Here is a 21,613-nt window from a genome sequence, read left to right as displayed (position 1 = left end):
AACACCAAGCTGATCCTTGATCAACGATTATGAGGATAACGCCGTTGACAAATTTATCTGGGACTAAACCAACAGCTAAACTTCAAAAGAATCTTGTGCTTTGGCACATTATTATTATTGGTTTAGCTTATATTCAGCCATTAACGTTATTCGATACTTTTGGTTTAGTATCAGAGCGAAGTGGCGGTCATGTACCAACTTCCTACATCTTTGCATTAGTCGCAATCTTATTAACATCGATCAGTTATGGACATATGATTAAACGCTACCCTTCTTCTGGGTCAGCTTATACTTATGCTCAAAAATCAATTCACCCTAATGTTGGTTTTATGGTGGGTTGGTCTTCTTGGTTAGACTATTTACTGTCACCGCTTGTTAATATTATTTTGGCAGATATTTATCTAAGAGCTCTTTTTCCAGAGGTAAATAACTGGTTATGGGTAATTGGTTTAACCACCCTAATGACTGTTATTAACTTATTTGGTGCACGATTTGTCGCGCGCTTTAACAGCACGATCGTTATTATTCAGCTTGGCGTAATTTTTTATTTCGTTTATCAGGTATACATTTTACTCACTCAAGGTGTATATGCAGATGGAACTTTAAATCCGGATAAAGCTGCCTTGTGGTCATTAACTCCTTTTTGGAACGACATGACATCCGTAAGTGCTTTAATTGCTGGTGCAACTGTACTCTGCTTCTCTTTCACAGGGTTTGATGCTTTATCTTCTCTTGCTGAAGAAACAAAAGATGCAGAGAAAACGCTTCCAAAAGCTATTTTTACGACAGCATTACTTGCCGGTATTATTTTCATTGTAAGTACTTACTTCATCCAATTATATTTCCCTAGTAACCCAAATACTTATTTTAATCCTCTCGATGAATCACAGCCTGTGATGGTTGCTGCGATTGGTAGTATTGCGTTTAAAACTTTGGTTTTATATTTTGCTGTAGTTGCTGTTATGGCATCAGGTATTTCTGCTCATGCTGGTGTATCTCGTTTAATGTATGTAATGGGACGTGACGGCGTAATCAATAAGAAATTATTTGGTCATATTAGTCCAAAATTGCATACTCCAACTTACAACATTCTTATTGTGGGTGTAGTTGCTTTATCTGCTGGTTTCTTAGATCTTGAGCATATTGTCAACTTGATTAGTTTTGGTGCTTTAACCGCTTTTAGTTTTGTTAACTTCTCGGTTATTTCTCGCTATGCATTAAGAGATGGCAAAAATAAAACGTTTAAAGACATCATCAATTATATTGTTATACCAACACTTGGTTTTGCCAGTGTATTTATGATGTGGCTAGAGATTGATAAGCTTGCCTTACAAATTGGCTTAGCTTGGGCCGTTATTGGTGTAGGTTATTTGGCCTACAAAACCAAAGGTTTCAAATATAATGCTCCACAGCATAATGAACACGAATAATAAAAAAGGCGCTTAAAGCGCCTTTTTTTATGGTCAAATTAACCAAAAATTTTGTTCACAATATTTTGTACACGTTGAGCATAGAGTTTCGCTGTTTCAAGGTCTCCAGTAGGGACTTCCTCTACACTTGCATCAGAAGGCGATTGAACTAAAAGTCCAACTGAACCACCTAAGTTATTTACATCTTCACGTGTTGCATCTTTTGTATTCGCTGGTAATAAACCAAGGCTTACCCAAATTCCACCATGTTGCGATGCTAAAGTCTGTAATTGAATAAGAGTAACCTGCTTATCCCCATTTAAGCTCGCGCTGTTTGTAAAACCTGCAAAGACTTTATCTTGCCAACCCCGTGTAAACCAAACTTTTGAAGTTGCATCAGCAAACTTTTTAAACTGCCATGGTGCTGTACCCATATAAGTTGGAGCACCAAAAACAATCCCCTTCGCATCATTTAATGTCTGCCAATCTTGATCAGTAATATTACCTTCTTGATCAATTTGGATGAGCTGAGCATTAATTTCTTTTGCAAACGTTTCAGCCACGACTTTGGTATGGCCATAACCAGAGAAATATACAACCGCGATATTAGAGTTAGACATGGGAGCAAACCTTTGTTTTATTAAATTCCACTTTATGATATATTTTAGAAACTAGGTGTCAATTAGTTACTAACTGGTAACTATGGTAATTTTTTAAGAAATTAGCAGGTAAATAATATGAATGAATGTCTAAAATATAATGTTTTTCAACAACATTGCCCTGCTCGTTTATTTTTTGAAAAAATTGCAGATAAGTGGGTTTTATTAATTTTAAATGTGCTTGAAGAGGACACTCAGCACTTCAACTTGCTCAAAAAGAATATTCAAGGTATTTCGCCTAAAGTCTTATCACAAAAACTAAAAATGCTAGAAAGAGACGGTTTTATCGAACGTAAAATCCAAAATACCACTCCTATTCGTGTTGATTACTCACTGACTTCTTTAGGGCAAAATGTCGCAGCGATGGCATTCCAATTAAAGGAATGGGCTGAAACCAATATTGAACAGGTTTTAGCAGCCCAAATGACTTATGACGAAAAAGTGCTAGAGCAAGCTTAAATGGATTTATATAAAAAAATAAGGCCACAACTGTGGCCTTATTTTTATTTAAAAACTATTAACTTATCCTAAGTTTTTAAAACCCTGCTGACGCCATGCTTCATAAACAATCACAGCCGTTGCATTAGATAAATTTAAACTCCTTGAGTTTTCCGCCATCGGCAAACGAATCCACTGTTCTTGTGGAAACATCAAGCGAACATGCTCAGGCAAACCGCGTGTCTCTGGCCCCATCAGTAAAGCCACAGGTCGATTCAAATCAACCGTATGTGGAGTTGCAGAACCTTTAGTGGTGAGTGGAAAAACATGTTCGACACCTTTAGCTTTCAAGTCAGCAAGGCAAAGTTCTATGTTGTCCCAAATTTGCATACGTGCCCATTCATGATAATCAAGGCCTGCTCGTTTGAGCTTTTTATCATCCAATTCAAAACCTAAAGGCTTAACCAAATGTAACTGTGCACCAGTATTAGCACATAAACGAATGATATTGCCTGTATTGGCAGGAATTTCAGGCTCGTATAGGACAACATGAATCACAAATTTTCTCGACTTTAATAACCAGCAATAAACTCAAATGAATTTATTGCCATTTTAACTGTTCACGTAAATTCACCACTTCACCAATAATGGTTAAAGTTGGTGCTACGATATGATGTTCAGACACTTTTGTTGCGATATCAGCTAATGTTCCAACTACAACTTTCTGGTCTGGTGTGGTTCCCTTAGAGATTAAAGCTACCGGCATATCAGCACGTTGGCCATGAGCAATAAGTTGCTCACAAATGCGTTCTAAACCAACTAGCCCCATATATAAAACCAAAGTTTGATTTTCATAAACCAACTCATTCCAAGGAAGTTCAGGTGAACCTTCCTTTAAATGCCCAGTCAAGAAACGAACACTTTGTGCATAGTCACGATGTGTTAATGGAATGCCCGCATAAGCTGAACAGCCTGATGCTGCTGTTATACCTGGTACAACTTGGAAAGTGACATTCGCCTCAACGAGCTCTTGAATCTCTTCACCACCACGTCCAAAGATAAATGGATCACCACCCTTTAAACGACAAACACGCTTTCCTTTTTGAGCATACTCAACCAGTAAAGCATTGATGCCATCTTGGGGAACGGAGTGATTTGAACGCGCTTTACCTACATAAATTTTAGTCGCATCACGACGGCAAAGCTCTAAAATGGGTGCAGAAACAAGACGATCATAAATCACAACATCAGCTTGTTGCATAAGACGTAATGCTTTTAGTGTCAGTAACTCGGGATCACCCGGTCCAGCGCCTACCAAATAAACTTCACCTTTAGGTGCAGTCCATTCTGTTAAGGCTTGCTGAATCAAACCATTCGCAACTTCTAAATTGTCATTGAAAACTTGTTCTTTTAATGGGCTAGCGTAGAGATTTTCCCAAAAAATCCGACGCTCATCTGGATTGGGAATTTTTTCTTTTACCTGCTTACGCCAGTGACCAGAAAACTCAGCCAACTTACCCATGCCATGCGGAACAATTGTTTCTATTTGAGTACGAAGTTGTCTCGATAAAACTGGTGATGCGCCATTTGAGGCGACAGAAATAATTAATGGAGAACGATCAATAATAGCTGGAACCATAAAGCGACAATGTGGAATATCATCGACACTATTTACCAGTAAATTACGCGCTTCACATTGCTCAAAAACAGCTTTGTTCACGTGGGCATCATTAGTTGCAGCAATCACTAATCGATATGGTGTATTTAATATTTTTTCAGCAAAGGACTCGGCAAAATACTCTCCGCCTGTCGTTTTGACTAACTGTAAAAGCTGCTCTTCAATTGCAGGAGCAATAATATCAATTACCGCTCCCGCTTTAGCTAAAAGGTTTGCTTTGCGCAATGCAATATGCCCACCACCCACAATCAGACAATGTTGCTGTTGCAACTTTAAAGAGATTGGAAAAATATCCACCTTAAACCTCTACATTAATCATCTGATTTGGGTTAAGCAAAAACCGTGCACAATTTAGATGCAAAGCTTAATCAATAAACGTTGCACCACCCATATATGGGCGTAATACTTCTGGAATTTCGATAGAACCGTCTTCACGTTGGTAATTTTCCATTACAGCAAGCAAAGTACGTCCAACTGCCAAACCTGAACCATTTAGTGTATGCACCAATTCGGTCTTCTTTTGATCCATTCTGTAGCGTGCTTTCATGCGGCGTGCCTGAAAATCACCCATATTAGAGCAGCTTGAGATTTCACGATAAGTATTTTGGCTTGGAACCCAAACTTCTAAGTCGTAAGTTTTAGTGGCACCGAAACCCATATCCCCACCACAAAGCAAAATCTTGCGGTATGGCAAACCTAGTGCCTGTAAAATGCCCTCAGCATGTGCAGTAAGCTCTTCAAGTGCTTGCATAGATGTTTCAGGTTTAACGATTTGCACCATCTCAACTTTATCAAATTGATGCTGACGAATTAAACCACGGGTATCACGTCCATAAGAACCAGCTTCACTACGGAAACATGGCGTATGCGCTGCATATTTTAAAGGCAAACGTTCGGTATCAATAATCTCATCACGAACGAAGTTAGTAACAGGAACCTCTGCTGTAGGGATGAGGTAATATTCTTTTTCACCTTGAAGTTTGAACAAATCTTCTTCAAATTTTGGCAACTGACCAGTTCCACGAAGTGAATCAGCATTGACCAAATAAGGCACGTAAGCTTCTGTATAGCCATTCTTTAAAGTATGGGTATCAAGCATGAACTGTGTTAATACACGTTGTAGACGCGCTAAAGAACCTTTCAATACGCTAAAACGTGAACCAGTCAATTTAGTAGCAGTTTCAAACTCTAAACCGCCCATCCATTCACCTAAGTCAGTATGATCTTTGATTTCAAAATCAAACTGACGAGGCGTACCCCATTTTGAGATTTCAACGTTATCATCTTCATCTTTACCAGCAGGAACAGACTCATCTGGTAAGTTAGGAATACTCAGCGCTTTTTGTTCAATCTCGTTTTGTAACTCTGACAAAGCAACTTCAGCAGCTTTAATTTCATCACCAATGGCTTGCATACGCGCCATGATCTCAGAAGCATCACCACCGGATTTTTTAATCTGACCCACTTGTTTTGCACCGGCATTACGTTCTGCCTGCAATTTTTCAGTTTTTGATTGCAAATCTTTACGGCGAGTTTCTAAAGAAGCCCATTCTTGAACATCTAATTGAATACCGCGTTTTGCCAAAGCCGCATTAACGGCTTCAATATTATTTCTGAGTAACTTAGGGTCGATCATAATCAATCATAATATGGGTAAAAAACTGGCTATAGTGTAAGGCCTTAACACTAAAAAATATAGTGATCATCTTCATAACGAATAGCTTTCACACAATTCTTAGAATAGATCACTTATTTTAAAAGTTATAGTTTGGCACACTTGGTAAATACTCAGGTTTAATGAACTTACCCGCTTCAAAATATGGCAGCGTTAATTCAGACATTCCCTCTGCATATGAAGCTAGCTCATAAATTGGATAGACAAATACAATGCCATTAGCGCCATAGTAAAAATTATCGCTTAGCTGAAGTTTTTCACGGCTAATATTATGTGCTTGAAGCCAATTTGTATTTGCTTCAAAAAGAGCATCAACCAACTGTTTTTCAACATCTGGCTGAATAAGTTCAGCAACAGTAATGTGCTTTTTATTTAACAAATCAAAATTTACAAATTCTTGATGAGACATACCGTGTGCAGCACCAGCTGAGTACGAATAAGTCTGTAATGCAAAGGTGGCAAGATTATAGTTTTGCCCTAAATAGCGAACATAAATTGCACTTTGACTTGAACTTGGTTCACCTTCAGGTACTTCAACTGGTTGATCGGCTAAATTTGCAAAAGCATTCGGATCTGCTTTCTTTATACGATTGGTGAAGTAATCATTAATCCATTTTTGGTTGGTCTGTACTGTTTGAAAATCATACTCAGTACAACCATCTTCTAAGCAAACTTTTGATTTTGGCAATTTTACTGGGATTACTTTTGCTTGAATTACAGGAACACCAACCTCTTTCGTTTCTTTAACTTTTGCAGTCGAAGCAGCCTGCTCTTCTTTGGCTGCCGACTTTGGTTGGCAACCAGTCACAATTGCCATTGCAGCCATTAATGGAAGAATACAAATAATTTTCTTATCGTAAAGTCGCATAATAATCCCCATGAATTTACCTCTAACACTATACAAAGCGTAAGAATAAGACGGGGTTAAAAAATGTATCTGTCTCTCTTATATAAAAAAAGCTACCTTTTACGGTAGCTTTTTTGAAGAGACTTTAATTATTGGTCAATAACATCTGTACCTTTTGGCGGCGTAAAGTTAAAGACTGATGCCGGAATTGAAGCATTTACTTTAACGTTCTTAAAGCGTACATAGGTGGTTTGACCTAATGAGTCTTGTAATACCATAAGTGTAGGCGCTTTATTTGCTCCGAAGCTAATCGTTAAGCTTTGGAATGCCCCATCTTCTTTTTTAGGGAATAAGGTGAAATAAAGTTTAGATTTATCAGGTTGTGTTACACGATAAGACTTCATGATTTGGTTGGTATTACCAGAGAGTAATAACGCTGGCGTATCTGCAACCTGCTCATCTAAGCTTTGACGGACCGCTTGTTGTAAATCTGGATCATAGATCCAAACTGTTTTCCCGCTCGTTACAATCGTTTGTTTAGCAGGACTTACTGTTTCCCAATAAAATTTCCCCGGACGCTCAACTTTCATTGAGCCTTTAAATGTCTGGTTCATATGCTGTGCACTTAAACTCTTTTTCTGTGCCGCAGTTTTTGTATTGGCTTTAGTTGTTTGTTCAAAGTCGGCAGTCAAACGCTGTAAACCGGATAACTGATTAACCAGGTTCCCAATTGCCTGTTGCTCCGGTGCTGCTATAGGCGCAGCAAACACTGTAGTACTCATTACAGGAGCAAGCACTGACGCGCTAAGTGTAATAGCACACATAGTTTTACGAAGCATATTCATGTCATCACCTTTTTAGTTGCTGTAAGACAACTTACTCTCTTTCAAAGTTATGAAACTGAGTAAGCTCTTAATTCAAGACTCATATTAACCGACAAACTCTGTGCTAATCATTGAGAAAATAAGATATTTTGTTATGTTATTCATGTTGTTTGTAGAATTTCATTCATCATGATGAAGATGAATGAAAATAAATGCCATAAAAAAAGCCCACAAAATGTGGGCTTTTTTCGAGCTAAAACTTATACAGTTTCAACTTTTACGTAGCGACGGCCAAATTGACCTTTCACTTCGAATTTTACTACGCCGTCAGCAGTAGCAAATAAAGTATGGTCACGGCCCATACCAACATTTGCACCAGCGTGGAACTCTGTACCACGTTGACGAACGATGATGTTACCAGCAGTTACAGCTTGACCGCCGTAAACTTTAACACCTAACATTTTTGGGTTTGAATCACGACCGTTCTTCGTCGATCCACCGGCTTTTTTAGTTGCCATGTCTCTTACTCCTCGTGATTAGCCTGAAATACCAGTAATTTTCAACTCAGTGAACCATTGACGGTGACCTTGTTGTTTACGGTAGTGTTTACGACGACGCATTTTGATGATGCGGATTTTGTCGTGACGACCATGACCAATCACTTCTGCAGTTACTTTAGCGCCAGCTACAACTGGAGCACCGATTTGAATGTTGTCACCGTTTACAACCATTAATACATCATCAAATGTAATAGTCGCACCAGATTCAGCTTTCAATAATTCAACTTTAAGGGTTTCGCCCTCAACTACACGGTGCTGTTTACCACCGCTTTGGATTACTGCGTACATAATGTACTCCAATCAGCCCGTGTCGTCGTGTCGATAAAGGGATATATCGATCTTAAAACGATCGCCACTGGGGTTATACAAGGCGACAGATTTTAAGTGAAATTTGATCAAACGACAAGTATTTTCTATCTATCAGTAAAGCATGATCCCCTATTCTTACAAAATCGAACAGCTTGGATTGGAATTTAGCAGTTTTCATTGATTCTGAATGAAAATTAAAATACAGTTCCAGACACAAATTGCGTCAAGAACAAGTTGTATTAATGCTGATGTCATTAAATTTATTGTTTTGCCGGAAACATCATGTTTTGCTTAAATAAAAAACAAAGAACGCTTAAAGACAATAGAAATGATTAATATCAGCCACTTGTTAACCTGTGCAAGTCATCTTTAATTGATACACTAACGCCACTTATCTACCAATACGGGGTTTTTCTTCATATGGTCATCGATTTCAAGCAAGACATTCTTGCGCCTGTTGCCTCAGACTTTGCTGCGATGGATCACTTGATTAATGAAGGAATTAGCTCAAAAGTCGGTTTAGTCATGTCTGTCAGCAAACACGTCGTTGAAGCTGGCGGAAAGCGTATGCGTCCAATCATGTGTTTACTTGCAGCCCGTGCTTGTGGTTTAGATAACATGGTAAATGCACAGCGTTTAGCTGCAATCATTGAAATGTTGCATACCGCGACATTGGTGCATGATGATGTAGTAGATGAATCTGGGCTTCGTCGTGGTCGCCCTACAGCAAATGCAACGTGGAACAATCAGACAGCTGTTTTAGTCGGTGACTTCCTGATTGCTCGTGCTTTCGATTTACTGGTCGATTTAAACAACATGACTTTATTGAAAGACTTTTCAACAGGAACATGTGAAATTGCTGAAGGTGAAGTATTACAACTTCAATCACAGCATCAACCAGATACAACTGAAGAAACTTATTTAAAAATTATTCATGGTAAAACGTCTCGCCTATTTGAACTGGCTACAGAAGGTGCTGCTATTTTGGCAGGACAAGAAGCGTACCGTGAACCATTAAGATTGTTTGCTGGTCATTTTGGTAATGCGTTCCAAATTATTGATGATATTTTAGACTACACATCAGATGCTGAAACATTAGGTAAAAATATTGGTGATGATTTAATGGAAGGTAAGCCAACTTTACCGTTAATTTCTGCATTAGCACACTCAACTGGTGAAGAGCAGGCGATTATTCGTCGTAGTATCGCAACCGGTGGAGTAGACCAATTACCTCAAGTCATCGAAATTGTACAGAAGTCTGGTGCTTTAGATTATTGCAACCAACGTGCCCAAGAAGAAACAGAAGCAGCACTGCAAGCTTTATCAAACCTACCCGATACACCGTATCGTCAGGCATTGATTAACTTAACTCAGCTTGCGTTACATCGAATACAATAGATATTATTTTGCCTATGCATGTAAATTTTTCAGAACATTTTTTAAAAATACAGAATCAGCTTGAGGATCCTCAAGCTGTCATTGATGAAAATCTACTGATTGAACTCGTCAATGTCATCCGCCCATCCGACCCAGAGGATACGGATGAAATTAAGAACAAAATACAGGCTTTAATTGAAAGTCTTTTACGCACACCTACAGCGCCCTTTCTATTACAAACTTTCTTATTACGTTTGATTAATCGCTATAAGCAAGTCAGCTTATATGCGGATAGCGGAATTTTGTCTTTAGATGGCTTTTGGAACCAGCTTGGACAAAGACTCGGAGCACATTTTTTACCGCTAATTGAAGACTCAAGCCAACTCAAAATATTAATTGGAAAAATTTTCTATTTAGAGAGTGACAAAATCTGGCTCAATAATATTGCTGATGAAGATTGGTCAAATTTATTTAGTCTTATTGGGCAAAGCCAAAGTAATGTCGATGAAAAGCTAGTCATTCAAAGTGAAATGATTAAAGCCATCACTGTCTTATCTTATCGAATTAGTGGAATTGGTCTTTATCCCGAATTTATTAATGCTCAACCAGAATTAACGGAATATGAATCTCCATTTTTAGTTCAAAATCGTGAAATTATTGAGTTTATAGAAAAATATAAGAAACAAGAACTGTCTGATCATGAAATTGCAGTTATTGCTCCTCCCGATGCATCACAAGCATTTGTTATGTTGGAACAATGCCGAGATGTGGTTTTAAAGATTCGCCGTGCGACCAAAAGAATTGGTGTTAGTTTAAGTTTGACTTATTTACTGTCATTACTTGAACAATGTCTTGATCGTATTGAATTATTACTTTATCTGGTCGTAGACAACACTCATGGAAAATATGTTTCATTAGGACATCTTATTTCCGATTTAACCAAGGCGCACTACAGCGAAAAAAGTGTTCGCTCATTACTCAGTACAACTAGTGAACTCATTGCCTTTCAGGTAACAGAAAATGCTAGCCGAACAGGTGAACATTACGTAAGTACAGATACCAAAGGCTTTTGGGGAATGTATAAAGCTGCCGCTGGTGCAGGTGTCATTATTGCCTTTATGGCATCTTTAAAAATTCTTGCATCAAGAATGACCATGGCTCCGCTCATGCAAGCCTTTACGTTCAGTATGAATTATTCTCTGGGTTTCATCCTGATTCATGTTCTGCACTTTACTGTTGCAACTAAACAACCCGCTATGACTGCTGCGGCCCTCGCTGCAACGGTACAACAGCGTAAAGGTTCTAAAACAGCTCAGATTGCAGAGTTAGCGGCGCTTATTATTAATATTATCCGAACACAATTTATTGCTATTTTGGGTAACATTTCAATTGCGATCCCTACTGCTGCACTCATCACTTTTGCATGGCAATTTTATCTTGATGAACCGTTATTAACCCATACTAAAGCAACTTATCTCCTACACAGCCTAAACCCCTTTACGTCATTAGCCGTGCCACATGCCGCAATTGCGGGAGTATGTCTATTTTTGTCCGGCCTGATTGCTGGATATTTTGACAACATGGCTGTTTATCGAAAAGTTGGTCCACGCTTAAGAGCGCATCGACGTTTAGCCAACTGGTTTGGACAAGATCGACTGAATCGTTTTGCTGAATATATTGAACGTAATTTAGGTGCTTTAGCCGGTAACTTCTTATTCGGGATCATGTTAGGAAGTATGGGGACCATAGGTTTTATTTTAGGGCTACCTTTAGATATTCGTCATATTGCTTTTGCATCTGCTAACTTTATTCAAGGTTTAATGACAATTAATGGCAGCCCAGATATAGGACTGATTATCGTGTCCTTTCTCGGTGTGCTATGTATTGGTCTTACTAACTTATTTGTGAGTTTCACCTTAACGATTATTGTGGCATTACGAGCGCGTCGAGTTCGCTTTGAACAATGGAAACCTTTAGCCAAGTTAGTCATGACCCATTTTCTGACTCGCCCAAGCGATTTTTTCTGGCCACCAAAACAACCATTAGAACTTGAAGAAAATACGTCAACAAATAGCGGGAAAAAAGCAGAACACTAAAAGTTCTGCTTTGTACACAGAATGTGACTTTCGTCAATTTTGTTGTGATTGTTTTTCCAAATGTTAAAAAAATTTCAAAATGAATTTACGATGATCTATCAGGCTTGAAAAAAAGTGTACTGGCAAGTACACTTTTAACGGCTTTCAGTAGTGGACACTGCTTGAATAAGCAAAGGTATATACATGCCCTATATATTGCTTTTTATTGGTTGTATTTTTTTAGGATTAGGTATTCTTGGTCTTTTTGTACCGAGACTTCAATCTTTGGATCTTCTCACCGTTCAAATATTGAGTGAAAATCGTTCAGATTATCTTAACTCTATTACGATCTTTTTAGCACGTATAGGCGGTATGCCTTTTGTATGTTTTTTATCCTTTCTGGTATGTATATATCAAGCATGGTATAAAAAATATATTACTGTTATTTTCATTAGCGTGGGGGTTCTTGGCAGTATCACCATGGGTTGGCTGCTCAAGTGGTGTGTAGACCGTCCTAGACCTTCACAGGCATATCATATTGTCGAAAGTTATGGTGCATCGTTCCCAAGTGCACACAGTGTTTATGCATCAACACTAGCTTGTTTGGCAATGTTAATGTTATGCCATAGGCCCAACATTAACTCTCCTTATATCATTTTGATCTCCTGTTTTTGGTTTATCTGCATGGGGCTTTCAAGAATATATGCTGGAGTTCATTTTCCAACAGATGTACTCGCCGGTTGGGGCATAGGTTTTATTTGGATTGCACTGCTTTGGCTCTGGTTATTACAAACACAAAGTAGGTTAAGTAGAAAACAAATATATTTTTAGATTTTATCTAAACGAGGTGGAACAATGATGTCGGCTAAGCTTTGGGCTCCTGCCCTTACTGCTTGCGCATTAGCAACAAGTATCGCACTTGTTGGTTGTAGCAAAGGCTCCGATGAGAAACAGCAAGCTGCTGCTGCTCAGAAAATGCCGCCTGCAGAAGTAGGTGTTATTGTTGCTCAACCACAAAGTGTTGAACAAAGCGTTGAGCTTTCCGGCCGTACTTCAGCATATCAAATTTCTGAAGTTCGCCCTCAAACAAGCGGTGTGATTTTAAAACGCTTGTTTGCTGAAGGAAGCTATGTTCGTGAAGGTCAGGCGCTTTATGAGCTCGACTCTAGAACGAACCGTGCAACGCTTGAAAATGCAAAAGCTGCTCTTTTACAACAACAGGCAAATCTAGCTTCACTACGTACCAAGCTAAACCGTTATAAGCAACTTGTTTCAAGTAATGCTGTATCTAGACAGGAATATGACGACTTACTTGGTCAGGTTAATGTTGCCGAAGCACAAGTTTCTGCAGCAAAAGCTCAAGTAACGAATGCAAATGTTGATCTTGGCTACTCTACAATTCGTTCACCAATTTCTGGTCAGTCTGGACGTTCTTCTGTCACAGCAGGTGCTTTAGTTACTGCAAACCAAACTGATCCTTTAGTGACGATTCAGCAGTTAGACCCGATCTACGTTGATATTAACCAGTCTAGTGCCGAGTTATTGCGTTTACGTCAACAACTCAGTAAAGGCAGTTTAAACAATAGTAACAACACGAAAGTGAAATTGAAGCTCGAAGATGGTTCAACCTATCCAATCGAAGGACAACTTGCTTTCTCTGATGCTTCGGTTAATCAGGATACAGGAACGATTACTTTACGTGCCGTATTCTCAAACCCGAATCATCTGTTACTTCCAGGCATGTATACCACTGCACAGATTGTTCAAGGTGTAGTGCCTAATGCTTACTTGATTCCTCAAGCTGCAATTACGCGTTTACCTACAGGTCAAGCTGTAGCAATGCTTGTTAATGCCAAAGGTACTGTTGAGAGTCGTCCTGTTGAAACTTCTGGTGTTCAAGGACAAAACTGGATTGTGACTAACGGTCTCAAAGTTGGTGATAAAGTGATTGTTGATGGTGTTGCCAAGGTTAAAGAAGGGCAAGAAGTTTCAGCAAAACCTTACCAAGCTCAACCAGCAAATCCACAAGGCGCAGCTCCAAATGCGACAAAACCGGCTCAATCAGGTAAACCTCAAGCAGAACAGAAAGCATCTTCAAATGCATAAGGGGTAGATTGAATGGCACAATTTTTTATTCATCGCCCCATTTTTGCGTGGGTGATTGCATTAGTCATTATGTTGGCGGGTATTCTCACGCTAACGAAAATGCCTATTGCACAGTATCCGACGATTGCACCGCCGACAGTTACGATTGCTGCAACTTATCCTGGTGCATCGGCTGAGACTGTTGAAAACACCGTAACCCAGATCATTGAACAACAAATGAATGGTCTAGATGGTTTACGTTATATTTCATCTAACAGTGCTGGTAACGGTCAAGCCTCTATTCAATTAAACTTTGAACAAGGTGTTGATCCAGATATTGCACAGGTTCAGGTTCAAAACAAGCTGCAATCTGCAACTGCACTTTTACCTGAAGATGTACAACGTCAAGGTGTAACTGTTACTAAATCTGGTGCAAGCTTCTTGCAAGTTATTGCATTTTATTCACCAGATAACAACTTGTCTGACTCTGACATTAAAGACTATGTAAACTCGTCTATTAAAGAACCGCTTAGCCGTGTGGCTGGTGTTGGTGAGGTAACAGTCTTTGGTGGTTCATACGCAATGCGTATCTGGCTTGATCCAGCTAAGTTAACAAGTTACCAGCTTACACCTAGTGATATTGCGACAGCTTTACAAGCGCAAAACTCACAAGTAGCTGTAGGTCAATTAGGTGGTGCACCGGCTGTACAAGGTCAAGTGCTTAACGCAACAGTAAATGCACAAAGTTTGCTGCAAACTCCTGAACAGTTTAAAAATATCTTCTTAAAGAACACTGCATCTGGTGCTGAGGTTCGATTAAAAGATGTTGCTCGCGTAGAATTAGGTTCTGATAACTATCAATTCGACTCGAAGTTTAATGGTAAACCAGCAGCTGGTCTTGCAATTAAGATTGCAACTGGTGCCAACGCACTTGATACTGCCGAAGCAGTTGAACATCGTTTATCTGAATTACGTAAGAACTATCCAGCGGGTCTTGAAGATAAACTGGCTTATGACACGACTCCATTTATTCGCCTTTCAATTGAAAGTGTTGTACACACATTAATTGAAGCGGTAATTTTGGTATTCATTGTCATGTTCTTGTTCTTACAGAACTGGCGTGCAACGATTATTCCAACACTTGCTGTACCAGTTGTTGTATTAGGTACATTCGCTGTTATTAATATCTTTGGCTTCTCAATTAACACCTTAACCATGTTCGCTATGGTGTTGGCAATTGGTCTTCTGGTCGATGACGCCATCGTCGTCGTCGAGAACGTCGAACGTGTTATGAGTGAAGAGCACACCGATCCGGTCACGGCGACTTCACGATCAATGCAACAAATTTCTGGTGCGTTAGTTGGTATTACAAGTGTATTAACAGCTGTATTCGTACCAATGGCATTCTTTGGTGGTACAACTGGTGTAATTTACCGTCAGTTCTCGATTACCCTTGTAACAGCAATGGTTCTATCGTTAATTGTGGCGTTAACATTCACACCAGCACTTTGTGCAACCATTTTAAAACAGCATGATCCTAATAAAGAACCAAGTAATAATATTTTTGCTCGTTTCTTTAGAAGCTTTAACAATGGTTTTGACCGCATGTCGCATAGCTACCAAAATGGTGTTAATCGCATGCTTAAAGGCAAAATCTTCTCTGGCGTACTTTACGCTGTGGTTATTGCTTTATTAGTGTTCTTGTTCCAAAAACTCCCATCTTCATTCTTACCAGAAGAAGATCAGGGTGTGGTAATGACACTTGTTCAATTACCACCAAATGCAACGCTTGACCGTACAGGTAAAGTGATTGACACCATGACAAACTTCTTCATGAATGAAAAAGACACTGTGGAATCTATTTTCACCGTTTCGGGCTTCTCATTCACAGGTGTTGGTCAAAATGCTGGTATTGGCTTCGTTAAATTGAAAGACTGGAGTGAACGTACTTCACCAGAGTCTCAAATTGGCGCATTGATTCAGCGTGGTATGGCATTGAACATGATCGTTAAAGACGCATCATACGTTATGCCATTGCAGCTTCCAGCAATGCCTGAATTAGGTGTAACAGCCGGATTCAACTTGCAACTTAAAGATTCAAGTGGTCAAGGCCATGAGAAACTTATTGCTGCACGTAATACGATCTTAGGTTTGGCTGCACAAGATAAACGTCTTGTGGGTGTTCGTCCTAATGGTCAAGAAGATACACCTCAGTATCAAATTAATGTAGACCAAGCTCAAGCTGGTGCCATGGGTGTGAGCATTGCCGACATTAACAATACAATGCGTATTGCATGGGGTGGCTCATACATTAACGACTTCGTTGACCGTGGACGTGTGAAGAAAGTTTATGTTCAAGGTGATGCGGGTAGCCGTATGATGCCTGAAGACTTAAATAAGTGGTATGTACGTAATAACAAAGGCGAAATGGTTCCATTCTCTGCATTTGCTACTGGCGAATGGACATATGGTTCTCCACGTCTTGAACGTTATAACGGCGTGTCATCGGTTAACATTCAAGGTACACCTGCACCTGGCGTGAGCTCTGGTGACTCGATGAAAGCGATGGAAGAAATTATTGCTAAGTTACCATCTATGGGCTTACAAGGTTTCGACTATGAATGGACAGGTTTATCACTTGAAGAACGTGAGTCTGGTGCTCAAGCTCCATTCTTATATGCACTTTCATTGTTAATCGTTTTCCTTTGCTTGGCTGCATTGTATGAAAGCTGGTCTATTCCGTTCTCGGTTTTACTTGTAGTACCACTCGGTATTATTGGTGCAATCGTATTAACTTACTTGGGTATGATTATTAAAGGAGATCCAAATCTCTCAAATAACATTTACTTCCAAGTAGCGATGATCGCGGTAATCGGTCTTTCTGCAAAAAATGCGATCTTAATTGTTGAGTTTGCAAAAGAGCTGCAGGAAAAAGGTGAAGACCTGATTGAGGCAACTTTACATGCCGCAAAAATGCGTTTACGCCCAATTATCATGACTACCCTTGCCTTCGGTTTTGGTGTACTCCCGCTTGCCCTTTCAACAGGTGCTGGTGCAGGAAGTCAGCACTCTGTCGGTTACGGTGTACTCGGTGGCGTACTCAGTGCAACGTTCTTAGGTATCTTCTTTATCCCTGTATTCTATGTGTGGATTCGTAGTATCTTTAAGTACAAACCAAAAACCATAAACACTCAGGAGCATAAATCGTGATGCAAAACGTATGGTCTATTTCAGGTCGTAGCATTGCGGTATCTGCACTTGCGCTTGCTTTGTCAGCTTGTCAAAGCATGCGCGGCCCAGAACCAGTCGTGAAAACCGATATTCCACAAAGCTATGCATATAATAGCGCTTCTGGTACGTCTATTGCTGAACAGGGTTACAAACAGTTCTTTAGCGACCCTCGTTTGCTCGGAGTGATTGATTTGGCACTTGCCAACAACCGCGACTTACGTACAGCAACGCTCAATATCGAACGTGCTCAACAGCAATATCGAATTACACAGAATAACCAGCTTCCAACAATCGGAGCAAGTGGTAGTGCAATTCGTCAGGTTTCTCAAAGCCGTGATCCGAATAACCCCTACTCTACTTATCAAGTAGGTCTGGGTGTAACTGCCTATGAGCTTGATTTTTGGGGCCGCGTACGTAGCTTAAAAGATGCTGCGTTAGATAGTTATCTTTCAACGCAAAGCGCACGTGATTCGACTCAAATCAGTCTAATCAGTCAAGTGGCTCAAGCGTGGTTGAACTATTCTTTCGCAACAGCGAATTTAAGACTTGCAGAGCAAACACTTAAAGCACAGCAAGATTCTTACAATCTCAACAAAAAACGTTTTGATGTGGGCATCGATAGTGAAGTTCCACTCCGTCAGGCACAGATTTCTGTAGAAACTGCGCGTAATGATGTAGCGAACTACAAAACACAGATTGCTCAAGCGCAAAACTTGTTGAACTTGTTAGTTGGCCAATCAGTTCCACAAAACTTGTTGCCAACCCAACCTGTAAAACGCATTACGCAACAAAATGTATTTACAGCGGGTTTACCAAGCGACTTGCTTAACAACCGTCCAGATGTAAAAGCTGCTGAATATAACTTAAGCGCTGCTGGTGCGAATATCGGTGCTGCAAAAGCACGTTTATTCCCAACCATTAGCTTAACGGGTTCTGCAGGTTATGCATCAACTGACTTAAGTGATCTATTTAAGTCTGGTGGTTTTGTATGGTCAATTGGACCAAGCTTAGACTTACCAATCTTTGACTGGGGCACTCGTCGTGCCAATGTAAAAATTTCTGAAACTGATCAGAAAATTGCATTGTCTGATTATGAAAAATCAGTTCAGTCTGCGTTCCGTGAAGTTAATGACGCGCTTGCAACTCGTGCCAACATTGGTGAGCGTTTAACGGCTCAACAACGTCTAGTAGAAGCAACTAACCGCAACTACACACTTTCAAATGCCCGCTTCCGTGCCGGTATTGATAGTTACTTGACGGTTCTTGATGCACAGCGTTCATCTTATTCAGCAGAACAAGGTTTGTTATTGCTTCAACAAGCAAACTTAAACAACCAAATCGAGTTATACAAAACTCTAGGTGGTGGTTTAAAAGCAAATACTTCAGATACAGTGGTTAATCAACCATCTAGTGCTGAACTTAAAAAGCAATAAGTTTTAAATAACTTATTCACAAAAGCTCACTTCGGTGGGCTTTTTTATTGCAACTCATCTGAATATTTTTTATCTTGAAACCTTAAGAATTTAGATTGATAAAAAACAATGTTATTGAGTAATTTAGAAAGTGTTCCAGGCCACCACATTGTAAAGCAGCTGGATGTTGTTTACGGAAGTACCGTTCGTAGTAAGCATGTTGGCCGAGACTTGATGGCAAGTTTAAAAAATATCGTAGGTGGCGAACTGACGGGTTATACAGAATTATTAGAAGAATCTCGCCAAGAAGCCATGCAGCGTATGATTGTAAAAGCCCAGCAACTTGGTGCGAATGCAATTGTGGGTATTCGCTTTTCAACTTCCAATATTGCACAAGGTGCTTCTGAGTTATTTGTATATGGCACAGCAGTGGTTGTGCAGCCTCAAGCCCCTCATCTACCCGATCCATTTAATGCATAGGTAGAAAATGGACAATCTTATTTTTCAGCTTGTTATTTTTCTCATTCTTTTCAGCATTGGTTGGGCTTTTGGCCGCCATATTGAACGAAAACATTTGAATGAACTTCTAGAAAAAGAGCGACAATTTACCCATATCAGAATTGATACTAATCGTTTTGCAACGAGTGATCAGCTAGGCCACTTTGTTAGTAGCAATGTTGTGATTTCTCATGATTACTTTAAATATGTATTGGCATCTATAAAAAATGTTTTAGGTGGAAGACTGACCAGTTATGAAAGTATTGTTGAACGCGCTCGCCGAGAGGCGATTGTACGTTTAAAACAACAAGCTCAAAGTGTCGGTGCTACTCATATTATGGGAGTTCGGCTGAGTACAACCGAACTCGGAATGCAAGGCGGAATGGTCGAAGTTTTTGCTTATGGAACAGCAGTTAAAGATTAATACTGCCCAACCTCAGAAAAATGAATGCGCGGATTGCCAATTTTTTTAGTTAAGTGTTGGCAAATTCGGGTAATTTTCCATTGGTCTTGTTGTTTTGCCAAAGTAAAATAATAACGACCAAAAGAATGAAAATAATCATTTTCTGAAAAACGATAAATTTGATAATTACATTCTAGCCATGCTTGATCTTGTTCAATCCGAATTAGAGGATTACTTAGGTTATGCTGTAGTCGTAAATGGGATAAAGCTTGTTGCCGAGAGCCTTTATATTCATGACAAGACACGACACATAAAGGTTCTCCTCTAAATTGGAAATAGTCCACCTCAAGTTGATCTGCCAACAACTCATCAAAAGCGTCCCAATTTTTCTGATCAAAGACCAATTGAAAACGCGTGACGACTTCTAAAATACGGTGATAATCCTGATCCATGGTGAACCTTCTATGCGGGTTTTTCACCAATTTAGCACAGCGAAATCACTTTTTTATTTTACTTTTGTTTTCCGAATCATTTTATAAAGAAGTTTTGGTGACATCCGAGAAACCATTACTCCTAGTTTTTCTTTAGCCCCACCCACAACAATATATTCTTGACCCTGTACTAACGCTTTTACAGCTTGCTCTGCAAAAATATCTGCCTCTAAACCATTTTCAATTGCTTCATCTTGATGGCCTTGAGGTTCCCCTGCACCATTGAGTGCATTGAAAGAAACATTAGTTTTTACAAAACCAGGGAAAATAACTGAAACTTCGACACCTTGATCGGAGACCTCAGCACGTAAACTATTTGCCCACATGTGAATCGCCGCTTTAGCAGCCGAGTAGCTTGCACGGTACTGTGTTCCCAATAAACCCGCTACACTCGAAACAAATACAACTCGGCCAGACTTTTGTTTTAGCATGGTCGGTAATACGGTTTTAGTTAACGCGACTTGTGAAAAATAATCAACTTCCATAATGGCCCGTTCAGTTGCCATGGTCGTGTCTTTAATTAAAGCACGTTGACTTAAACCTGCATTATTGATGAGCCAGTCAATACGGCCTTTCGCCTTTAAAATCTGCTTGTAAGCCTCTTGAACCTGCTTTTCATCAGTAATATCTGCAACCACAGACAAATGATGATCGGGGTTTAATAAGCCAACCCGCACTTCTTCTAATTCTTCAAAACGACGCGAGGTCAAAATCAACTTTGCGCCTTGTAAAGCCAACTCCCCTGCTAAGGCCTTACCCAAACCAGAAGATGCGCCCGTAATCCATACCACTTTATTTTGCAAAGTATCAAGTTTGGCCATGTGATGTTCCTATTATCTTTTTAAATTATGCTGCTTGATGCATGAAGGCCAAAAAGTGGTTGATATAATGAGTTGCTGTGGTCTGATCGACCTGTGTCCCTAACTTTTCCAAACGTTTATAGCCCAAATGCGTCGTCATGTTGATGACTCCGTTAAGAGTTTTATCGACAACCAAATTAAATTTTAAACGCTTTTTAGGTTCACGTACTAGGCTTGTTACGCCTAAATCCACAATTTGTATAAGCGTCTCGAAAGCAGCCGTAATACTTTGCATATTACCGTCACGAATTTGCTGTGTAAGGGTTTGGGCTTGTTGCACAAGTTGAAGCGTGACCGGATAGGTAATATAAACTTGCTGCCCTTGCTCTTTCATGAGAGATGTCATGTAGTCAACCAAGGGTAAAAGACGTTCATTTCCAAAGAATGAAACCGACCAAGGCATGTATTTTCGAAAAGTCTCTAAAACTTGCTGAATGACTTTTTCAGACTCAGCCTGTTGTTTTGGAGACATGGTTGCATTTCCTGACTGTAAAAGCACAGAAAAAACCTGCTCAATAATTTCACAAGAAAGATCAGACAATACATCCCCCAAAACTTTTGCCTGACTTTGACTTACCCCATCATGTAGTTTTTGCCGAATGGCCTCGAATTGGGTATAAGTTGAATCGGAAATTTTCAAAAAAACTTCATAACTCATCAGCAGCATCCTTTTTCAATACTTTTGTAATTTTTGTGCCGTGTCGCCACACGATTAAATTGTGATCCATCTTTCATAAATCTACCGTTTTTTGAAAAAAATACAAAACCGTTTATCTGTTTTC

The 21,613-nt window shown here is 39.6% G+C and carries 21 protein-coding genes; 10 read left to right on the top strand and 11 right to left on the bottom strand.

Annotated features, from left to right (window positions below):
• Positions 1-44 precede the first annotated feature (44 nt).
• A complete protein-coding gene (locus KTI79_RS15450) occupies positions 45-1,430 on the top strand; it encodes an APC family permease (RefSeq protein WP_014207482.1) in 1,386 nt (461 codons plus the stop codon).
• Positions 1,431-1,468: 38 nt separating this feature from the next.
• Here the strand turns inward: KTI79_RS15450 and KTI79_RS15445 are convergent, their stop codons facing one another.
• Positions 1,469-2,029 carry a flavodoxin family protein gene (locus tag KTI79_RS15445; RefSeq protein WP_032056115.1) on the bottom strand — a complete coding sequence of 187 codons (561 nt, stop codon included), beginning with the start codon at positions 2,027-2,029 and terminating at the stop codon, positions 1,469-1,471.
• Positions 2,030-2,146: 117 nt separating this feature from the next.
• On the opposite strand from KTI79_RS15445, the gene KTI79_RS15440 reads away from it, so the two are divergent.
• The gene (locus tag KTI79_RS15440) at positions 2,147-2,527 is read left to right on the top strand and encodes a winged helix-turn-helix transcriptional regulator (RefSeq protein WP_032056114.1); all 381 of its coding nucleotides are present in this window, start codon (positions 2,147-2,149) and stop codon (positions 2,525-2,527) included.
• A gap of 63 nt (positions 2,528-2,590) precedes the next feature.
• Here KTI79_RS15440 and KTI79_RS15435 read toward each other — a convergent pair whose 3' ends face one another.
• The 7 genes from KTI79_RS15435 to rplU form a co-directional block, all read right to left on the bottom strand.
• The gene (locus KTI79_RS15435; RefSeq protein WP_002116042.1) at positions 2,591-3,064 is read right to left on the bottom strand and encodes a tRNA (cytidine(34)-2'-O)-methyltransferase; all 474 of its coding nucleotides are present in this window, start codon (positions 3,062-3,064) and stop codon (positions 2,591-2,593) included.
• Positions 3,065-3,107: 43 nt separating this feature from the next.
• Positions 3,108-4,481, bottom strand: a complete 1,374-nt coding sequence (cysG, locus tag KTI79_RS15430; protein ID WP_032056113.1) for a siroheme synthase CysG — start codon at positions 4,479-4,481, stop codon at positions 3,108-3,110.
• A gap of 67 nt (positions 4,482-4,548) precedes the next feature.
• Positions 4,549-5,820: a serine--tRNA ligase gene (gene serS / locus KTI79_RS15425; protein ID WP_032056112.1), complete on the bottom strand. Its 1,272-nt coding sequence runs from the start codon at positions 5,818-5,820 to the stop codon at positions 4,549-4,551.
• A 118-nt stretch (positions 5,821-5,938) separates the two neighbouring features.
• Positions 5,939-6,739 carry an RsiV family protein gene (locus KTI79_RS15420; RefSeq protein WP_032056111.1) on the bottom strand — a complete coding sequence of 267 codons (801 nt, stop codon included), beginning with the start codon at positions 6,737-6,739 and terminating at the stop codon, positions 5,939-5,941.
• Between the two features lie 116 nt (positions 6,740-6,855).
• Positions 6,856-7,551: an outer membrane lipoprotein chaperone LolA gene (gene lolA / locus KTI79_RS15415; RefSeq protein ID WP_032056110.1), complete on the bottom strand. Its 696-nt coding sequence runs from the start codon at positions 7,549-7,551 to the stop codon at positions 6,856-6,858.
• 239 nt (positions 7,552-7,790) lie between these two features.
• A complete protein-coding gene (gene rpmA / locus KTI79_RS15410) occupies positions 7,791-8,048 on the bottom strand; it encodes a 50S ribosomal protein L27 (protein WP_002116037.1) in 258 nt (85 codons plus the stop codon).
• 18 nt (positions 8,049-8,066) lie between these two features.
• Entirely contained in the window at positions 8,067-8,378 is a 312-nt protein-coding gene (gene rplU, locus KTI79_RS15405; protein WP_000271409.1) for a 50S ribosomal protein L21, read from the bottom strand.
• 441 nt (positions 8,379-8,819) lie between these two features.
• Between rplU and sdsA the strand changes: the two genes are divergently transcribed.
• The 8 genes from sdsA (at position 8,820) to KTI79_RS15365 (ending at position 19,501) form a co-directional block, all read left to right on the top strand.
• Entirely contained in the window at positions 8,820-9,797 is a 978-nt protein-coding gene (gene sdsA, locus KTI79_RS15400; RefSeq protein WP_032056109.1) for an All-trans-nonaprenyl-diphosphate synthase, read from the top strand.
• Between the two features lie 14 nt (positions 9,798-9,811).
• A complete protein-coding gene (locus KTI79_RS15395) occupies positions 9,812-11,872 on the top strand; it encodes a site-specific recombinase (protein WP_032056108.1) in 2,061 nt (686 codons plus the stop codon).
• A 183-nt stretch (positions 11,873-12,055) separates the two neighbouring features.
• Complete coding sequence (locus KTI79_RS15390; RefSeq protein WP_032056107.1) at positions 12,056-12,682, top strand: phosphatase PAP2 family protein; 627 nt, start codon at positions 12,056-12,058, stop codon at positions 12,680-12,682.
• A gap of 24 nt (positions 12,683-12,706) precedes the next feature.
• Positions 12,707-13,957 carry a multidrug efflux RND transporter periplasmic adaptor subunit AdeI gene (gene adeI, locus KTI79_RS15385; protein ID WP_016143195.1) on the top strand — a complete coding sequence of 417 codons (1,251 nt, stop codon included), beginning with the start codon at positions 12,707-12,709 and terminating at the stop codon, positions 13,955-13,957.
• A gap of 12 nt (positions 13,958-13,969) precedes the next feature.
• Positions 13,970-17,146, top strand: coding sequence for a multidrug efflux RND transporter permease subunit AdeJ (gene adeJ, locus KTI79_RS15380; protein WP_032056106.1), 3,177 nt, complete (start codon positions 13,970-13,972; stop codon positions 17,144-17,146).
• Positions 17,146-18,600, top strand: a complete 1,455-nt coding sequence (adeK, locus tag KTI79_RS15375) for a multidrug efflux RND transporter outer membrane channel subunit AdeK (RefSeq protein ID WP_032056105.1) — start codon at positions 17,146-17,148, stop codon at positions 18,598-18,600. The genes adeJ and adeK overlap by 1 nt, the downstream gene beginning before the upstream one ends.
• Before the next feature lie 108 nt (positions 18,601-18,708).
• On the top strand, positions 18,709-19,059 hold the full coding sequence (locus KTI79_RS15370) for a YbjQ family protein (RefSeq protein WP_017402611.1): 351 nt from the start codon (positions 18,709-18,711) through the stop codon (positions 19,057-19,059).
• 7 nt (positions 19,060-19,066) lie between these two features.
• Positions 19,067-19,501, top strand: coding sequence for a YbjQ family protein (locus tag KTI79_RS15365; RefSeq protein ID WP_032056104.1), 435 nt, complete (start codon positions 19,067-19,069; stop codon positions 19,499-19,501).
• On the opposite strand, the gene KTI79_RS15360 is transcribed toward KTI79_RS15365, so the two are convergent.
• From KTI79_RS15360 to KTI79_RS15350, 3 genes are read right to left on the bottom strand one after another with little or no spacing between them, the layout of a single operon-like run.
• Positions 19,498-19,932 (bottom strand): nuclear transport factor 2 family protein, encoded by a 435-nt coding sequence (locus tag KTI79_RS15360; RefSeq protein ID WP_032056103.1) that lies wholly within the window; start codon positions 19,930-19,932, stop codon positions 19,498-19,500. The two genes, KTI79_RS15365 and KTI79_RS15360, sit on opposite strands and share 4 nt — an antisense overlap.
• A gap of 53 nt (positions 19,933-19,985) precedes the next feature.
• On the bottom strand, positions 19,986-20,792 hold the full coding sequence (locus tag KTI79_RS15355; protein WP_032056102.1) for an SDR family NAD(P)-dependent oxidoreductase: 807 nt from the start codon (positions 20,790-20,792) through the stop codon (positions 19,986-19,988).
• Between the two features lie 25 nt (positions 20,793-20,817).
• On the bottom strand, positions 20,818-21,489 hold the full coding sequence (locus KTI79_RS15350) for a hypothetical protein (protein ID WP_032056101.1): 672 nt from the start codon (positions 21,487-21,489) through the stop codon (positions 20,818-20,820).
• Positions 21,490-21,613: the final 124 nt, after the last annotated feature.

The organism is Acinetobacter sp. WU_MDCI_Abxd143, from assembly GCF_025514195.1.
In the GTDB taxonomy this organism is placed as follows: Bacteria; Pseudomonadota; Gammaproteobacteria; order Pseudomonadales; family Moraxellaceae; genus Acinetobacter; species Acinetobacter pittii_H.
The sequence above is the reverse complement of the archived record's forward strand: the minus strand, read 5'-3'. Positions and strand labels throughout refer to the sequence as shown.

Bases quoted from the DNA above. Each gene is read 5' to 3' on its own strand.
- KTI79_RS15420 (WP_032056111.1), bottom strand. From the start codon at position 6,739: ATGGGGATTATTATGCGACTTTACGATAAGAAAATTATTTGTATTCTT.
- sdsA (WP_032056109.1), top strand. From the start codon at position 8,820: ATGGTCATCGATTTCAAGCAAGACATTCTTGCGCCTGTTGCCTCAGAC.
- serS (WP_032056112.1), bottom strand. From the start codon at position 5,820: ATGATCGACCCTAAGTTACTCAGAAATAATATTGAAGCCGTTAATGCG.
- KTI79_RS15365 (WP_032056104.1), top strand. From the start codon at position 19,067: ATGGACAATCTTATTTTTCAGCTTGTTATTTTTCTCATTCTTTTCAGC.
- KTI79_RS15395 (WP_032056108.1), top strand. From the start codon at position 9,812: ATGCATGTAAATTTTTCAGAACATTTTTTAAAAATACAGAATCAGCTT.
- rplU (WP_000271409.1), bottom strand. From the start codon at position 8,378: ATGTACGCAGTAATCCAAAGCGGTGGTAAACAGCACCGTGTAGTTGAG.
- KTI79_RS15440 (WP_032056114.1), top strand. From the start codon at position 2,147: ATGAATGAATGTCTAAAATATAATGTTTTTCAACAACATTGCCCTGCT.
- adeI (WP_016143195.1), top strand. From the start codon at position 12,707: ATGATGTCGGCTAAGCTTTGGGCTCCTGCCCTTACTGCTTGCGCATTA.
- lolA (WP_032056110.1), bottom strand. From the start codon at position 7,551: ATGAATATGCTTCGTAAAACTATGTGTGCTATTACACTTAGCGCGTCA.
- KTI79_RS15360 (WP_032056103.1), bottom strand. From the start codon at position 19,932: ATGGATCAGGATTATCACCGTATTTTAGAAGTCGTCACGCGTTTTCAA.
- KTI79_RS15350 (WP_032056101.1), bottom strand. From the start codon at position 21,489: ATGAGTTATGAAGTTTTTTTGAAAATTTCCGATTCAACTTATACCCAA.
- adeJ (WP_032056106.1), top strand. From the start codon at position 13,970: ATGGCACAATTTTTTATTCATCGCCCCATTTTTGCGTGGGTGATTGCA.
- KTI79_RS15445 (WP_032056115.1), bottom strand. From the start codon at position 2,029: ATGTCTAACTCTAATATCGCGGTTGTATATTTCTCTGGTTATGGCCAT.
- rpmA (WP_002116037.1), bottom strand. From the start codon at position 8,048: ATGGCAACTAAAAAAGCCGGTGGATCGACGAAGAACGGTCGTGATTCA.
- KTI79_RS15355 (WP_032056102.1), bottom strand. From the start codon at position 20,792: ATGGCCAAACTTGATACTTTGCAAAATAAAGTGGTATGGATTACGGGC.
- KTI79_RS15370 (WP_017402611.1), top strand. From the start codon at position 18,709: ATGTTATTGAGTAATTTAGAAAGTGTTCCAGGCCACCACATTGTAAAG.
- KTI79_RS15390 (WP_032056107.1), top strand. From the start codon at position 12,056: ATGCCCTATATATTGCTTTTTATTGGTTGTATTTTTTTAGGATTAGGT.
- adeK (WP_032056105.1), top strand. From the start codon at position 17,146: ATGCAAAACGTATGGTCTATTTCAGGTCGTAGCATTGCGGTATCTGCA.